Source organism: Saccharopolyspora sp. NPDC002686 (assembly GCF_040295745.1).
Lineage (GTDB): Bacteria > Actinomycetota > Actinomycetes > Mycobacteriales > Pseudonocardiaceae > Saccharopolyspora > Saccharopolyspora oryzae.
The window spans coordinates 1-4,828 of sequence record NZ_JBEOVY010000473.1 but is presented as its reverse complement, the minus strand read 5'-3'; the positions used below and the strand labels follow the sequence as shown (position 1 = coordinate 4,828).

The window sequence follows — 4,828 nt, the reverse complement described above, 5'->3', positions numbered from 1 at the left end:
CGTCAACCTGGTGCAGCGCGTCGGGCAGGACGCGGCTCGGGACCTGCTGGAGCAGTCCTTCGCGCAGTTCCAGGCAGACCGGTCGGTGGTGGGGCTGTCGCGGCGGGTGGAGCGCAACAACGAGGCGCTGGCCGGCTACGCCGAGTCGATGCACTGCCACCTCGGCGACTTCGACGAGTACTTCCAGCTGCGCCGCCGGATCTCGGAGCGGGAGAAGCACCTGGCCCGGCAGAACCGGCAGTCGCGGCGCGCGGAGGCGGCCAAGTCGCTGGAGAAGCTGCGCAAGGGCGACGTGATCGCGATCCCGGCCGGACGCCGGGAGGGGCTGGCGGTGGTCATCGACCCGGGGCTGGAGCCGATGGGCGAGCCGCGACCGCTGGTGGTCACCGAGGACCGCTGGTCGGGGCGGCTGTCGGTCGCCGACTTCACCTCGCCGGTGGAGCCGCTGGGCAAGCTCAAGCTGCCCAAGCACGTCGACACCCGGTCCCCGAAGTCCCGCCGCGACCTGGCCTCGACGCTGCGCAACACGGGGCTGTCGCCGTCCGGTGGTCGCGGCAGGCGGCGTTCGGACGCCACCGACGACGCGGAGCTGGCGGCGCTGCGGCGCGCGATGAAGGCGCACCCCTGCCACGGCTGCGACGAGCGGGAGGCCCACGCGCGCTGGGCGGAGCGCTACGAGCGGCTGCGCACGGAGAACGAGAACCTGCGGCGCAAGGTCTCCGCGACCACGCACTCGCTGGCCCGCGCCTTCGACAAGATCGTCGCACTGCTGACCGAACGCGACTACCTGCCCGCCGAGGCGGGGGAGGACAGCCAGGTCACCCAGCACGGGCGGCGGTTGTCCCGGCTCTACAGCGAGTCCGACCTGCTGGCCGCGGAGTGCTTGCGGGTCGGCACCTGGCGCGGGCTCGGCCCGGCCGAGCTGGCCGCGGTGGTGTCGTCGCTGGTGTACGAGTCGCGGCGCGAGGGGCTCGCCCCGCAGGTGCCGCACGGGTCGGTCAGCGACGCCCTGGAGGCCACCTGGCAGCTGTGGGCGGAGCTGGAGGACGACGAGCGGCGGCACAAGCTCAACCGCACGCGCGAGCCGGACGCGGGCTTCGCCTGGCCGGTGTTCCGCTGGGCGCGCGGTGAGTCGTTGGAGAAGGTGCTCACGGCGGCCGAGTCCAGCGGGCACGAGCTGTCGGCGGGCGACTTCGTGCGCTGGTGCCGCCAGGTCATCGACCTGCTGGACCAGATCCGCGAGGTGGTCGGGGTGTCCGACCCGGTGGGCGCGGCCGCGGCGAAGGCGGTCAGCGCGATCCGCCGCGGCGTGGTCGCGGCCGGTGCGGTCTGATCGGTCCCGTTGGCGCCGCCCGGCCGATTCGGGCGGTCGGGTGGTTGTGGTTGGATTTCCCCGCGGCGCGCGATCGTCGCGAGGAACTTCGTCCGGAGGTGCAGATGTCGTCCCCCTACGGCCCGCCCCAGCCGGGGGGCTACCCCCACTGGGGTCAGCAGCCCCCGAACGCCGGGATGCCGCAGGGCGGGGCGGGCTACCCGCAGCCGGGCTTCGCACCGCAGCCACCGCCGCAGCCGCCGCAGTACGGCTACGGGCAGCAGATCCCGCCGCCCTACCAGCAGCCGCACCAGCAGCCGGGCGGGCAGTTCCCGCAGCAGGGCGGTTTCGGTGCTCCGCCGCAGCGCAAGAAGCGCTCCGCGCTGCCGTGGGTGCTCGGCGGGGCCGGGCTGCTCGTGGTCGTCGTGGTGCTGGTGCTGGGCTTCGTCGTGCCGGGCTGGTTCGTGCGCTCGGTGTTCGACGCCTCCAGCGTCGAGAAGGGCGTCGAGCAGACGCTGAAGACCTCCTACGGGCTGCCCGGGGTCGGTTCGGTGTCCTGCCCGAGCGGGCAGGCGGTGCAGGTCGGCAACCGCTTCGACTGCCAGGTGCAGATCAACTCCCAGCCCAAGACCGTCACCGTGACCGTCAAGACCGACAAGGGCGTGTACGAGGTCGGCCACCCGAAGTGAAAAATCGGTCGCCCCGGAAGGGGATGATCGGGACAATCGCGGTGTGATCGAAGTACGCGCACTGGCGGAGGCGGAATTCCGGGCGAGCCATGACCTGTTCCGGCGGGCATTGCTGCTCCCACCGGTCAAGGACGAGGACTGGCCGCGGGGCAGCGGCCGCTACGAGCTCGGCCGGGTGCACGGGGCTTTCGACGGCGGCGAGCTGGCCGGCACGGCGATGGCCACGACCAACGAGCTCGCGGTGCCCGGCGGGCGGGTGCCGGCCGGTGCGGTGACCGGGGTCGGTGTGCGTGCGGACCGGACCCGGCGCGGGGTGCTGCGCGGGCTGATGCGGGCGCAGCTCGACGACGTGCGGCAGCGCGGCGAACCGGTGGCGATGCTGCACGCCTCGGAAGCCACCATCTACGAGCGGTTCGGCTACGGCGTGGCGAGCCGGCACCGGAAGGTCGAGCTCGAGCGCGCGAGGGTCGTGTTCCGCGAGGACGCGCCGCGGGGCGGCGAGGTGCGGGTCCTGGACTGGGAGGCGGCCGAACCGCTGCTGCCGGAGATCTACCAGCGGTGCGGGATCGACCGGCCGGGCCAGATCGGTCGGGACAAGGCGTGGTGGTCGGGGATGCGGCAGTACCTCGGCGACGGCTGCCTCATCGCGGTGCACACCGGCGAGGACGGCGTGGACGACGGCTTCGCGGTGTACGAGCCCAAGCGCGGTGAGCTCGCCGTGCTGGACGTCCACGACATGAAGACCGCCGATGCGACGGCGGCGGCGCAGCTGTGGCGGTTCCTGCTCGGTGTGGACCTGGTCGATCGCGTGGTGGGTCACGTCCGGCCGCTGGACGATCCGCTGGAGTGGTGGCTGACCGATCGCCGCCGGTGCGCGGTGACCGAGGTCGAGGACGACCTGTGGGTGCGCCTGGTGGACGTGCTCGCGGCGTTGCGGGCGCGGACGTTCGGCGCTGCGGAGCCGGTCGTGGTCGAGGTGCGGGACGAGTTCTTGCCGGACAACGCGGGGTGCTACCGCATCGGCCCGGACGGGGTCGAGCGGTCCACCGCTGAGCCGCAGCTCGGCCTCGACGTCGCGACGCTCGGCGCGCTGTACCTGGGTGATCAACTGATGTCGGCCCTGGTGGCGGCCGGTCGCGTCGAGGTGCGTGACCCGGCGGCGATCGCCGACGCCGACCGGCTTTTCGCCACGCTCGAAACTCCCTGGTGCGGAACCGGATTCTGACCTGACGGCGACGTTCCACCGGTGGACGCCTCGTCGGAGGTGGAACGTCGCCGCACGGGAAATCACCGCTGCTGCGCGTGTTGTGGCAGTAACTGCCCGAAAATGCTTGACGGAGAAGCAGTTGCTGCTCCGAGGTCTGCGCTTCCGGGTTGGTCGCGTCTGCTCCAGACGGAGCAGGGTTTCCTTTCCGGGTACGGACATTCGAGTGCTCTTCCGCTTCGCGCTCTCCCCTTTCCCGGTTCCTCCTGCTTTTACTACTCCGCACCACGGCGCGGGTTCGCCGCGTCGGACGGAGTCGTCGAGCGATGGCTCACCAGGAGGTCCGATGAGACGGAGCATTGGTACGGCGATCGCGGCGTTCGCCCTGATCGGGGCGAGCGCCATCCCAGCTCAAGCGGAATTCGACAGCGGCGCGGCGGGCCGCTACATCGTCGTCCTCAAGGACGGCGCGGATTCGAACCTGCTCTCCCGTCTGCACACCGACCAGCTCGGGGTGTCGGTCGACCACATCTACCGATCGGCGGTGTCGGGCTATTCGGCCGTCATGACCGAGTCCACCAAGAACCGGCTCGAGCGGGATCCGTCGGTGGCCTGGATCCAGCCGGACCGAGAGGTCCGGGCCACCGAGCAGACCACGCCGACCGGGGTGGACCGCGCCGACGCCGACCTGAGCGGGACGGCGGTCATCGACGGCAAGGACGATCGGGTCGACGTCGACGTGGCGGTGATCGACACCGGGGTCGACCTCGACCACCCGGACCTCAACGTCAACCGGGCAGGTGCGAAGAACTGCTCGCTGCTCGGGCTGAACCCGGACGACCGCAACGGCCACGGGAGCCACGTCGCAGGCACCATCGGCGCGCTGGACGACGGCCAGGGCGTGGTCGGCATGGCGCCGGGCGCCCGGATCTGGCCGGTGAAGGTGCTCAACGACGCAGGCGCGGGCAGCACGTCGGACGTGGTCTGCGGGATCGACTACGTGGCCGCGCACGCCGACGAGATCGAGGTCGCCAACATGAGCCTCGGCGGCGCCGGTTCGGATGACGGCAACTGCGGCAAGACCGACGGAGACGTCGAGCACCAGGCGATCTGCCGCGCGGTCTCGGCCGGCGTGACCTTCGTGGTGGCCGCGGGCAACGATGCCGCCGATGCGGCGCAGTCGACGCCGGCCGCCTACGACGAGGTGATCACCGCCAGCGCGTTGGCCGATTTCGACGGCAAACCAGGTGGTCTCGGGCAGTCGACCTGCCGCGCGGACCAGGACGACACCATCGCCGACTACTCCAACTTCGGCCCGGACGTCGACGTCATCGCACCGGGCACGTGCATCCTGTCGACCTGGAAGGGCGGCGGGTACAACACGATCTCGGGCACGTCGATGGCCAGCCCGCACGTGGCAGGCGCGGCGGCGCTGTACAAGGCGACGAACCCGGGAGCCAGTCCCGACCAGGTCAAGCAGGCGATCCGGCAGGCGGGCACCAAGGACTGGATCTGGCCGGCCCAGGATCCGGACGGCATCCAGGAACCGCTCCTGAACGTCGCCGACTTCTGATCCGGCGCTGACGGTCGTGAGTGCGTAACAGTGTTCGAACACTGTTACGC

Annotated in this window: 4 protein-coding genes; all 4 read left to right on the top strand. The window is 71.5% G+C overall.

All coding sequences use genetic code 11. From position 1 onward, the window contains the following. Positions 1 to 1,333 (top strand): DEAD/DEAH box helicase (locus ABTZ89_RS35775; protein WP_502949648.1); only part of this gene is annotated, 1,333 nt, incomplete at its 5' end. A 104-nt stretch (positions 1,334 to 1,437) separates the two neighbouring features. Beyond that, positions 1,438 to 2,001, top strand: coding sequence for a DUF4333 domain-containing protein (locus ABTZ89_RS35770; RefSeq protein WP_270953110.1), 564 nt, complete (start codon positions 1,438 to 1,440; stop codon positions 1,999 to 2,001). A 43-nt stretch (positions 2,002 to 2,044) separates the two neighbouring features. Next, positions 2,045 to 3,226 (top strand): GNAT family N-acetyltransferase, encoded by a 1,182-nt coding sequence (locus ABTZ89_RS35765; RefSeq protein WP_351053347.1) that lies wholly within the window; start codon positions 2,045 to 2,047, stop codon positions 3,224 to 3,226. 325 nt (positions 3,227 to 3,551) lie between these two features. Beyond that, positions 3,552 to 4,778 (top strand): S8 family serine peptidase, encoded by a 1,227-nt coding sequence (locus ABTZ89_RS35760; RefSeq protein ID WP_351053344.1) that lies wholly within the window; start codon positions 3,552 to 3,554, stop codon positions 4,776 to 4,778. Positions 4,779 to 4,828 lie beyond the last annotated feature (50 nt).

Excerpts from the sequence above, each read along its gene's own strand:
- ABTZ89_RS35770 (WP_270953110.1), top strand. The coding sequence starts at position 1,438 with ATGTCGTCCCCCTACGGCCCGCCCCAGCCGGGGGGCTACCCCCACTGG.
- ABTZ89_RS35760 (WP_351053344.1), top strand. The coding sequence starts at position 3,552 with ATGAGACGGAGCATTGGTACGGCGATCGCGGCGTTCGCCCTGATCGGG.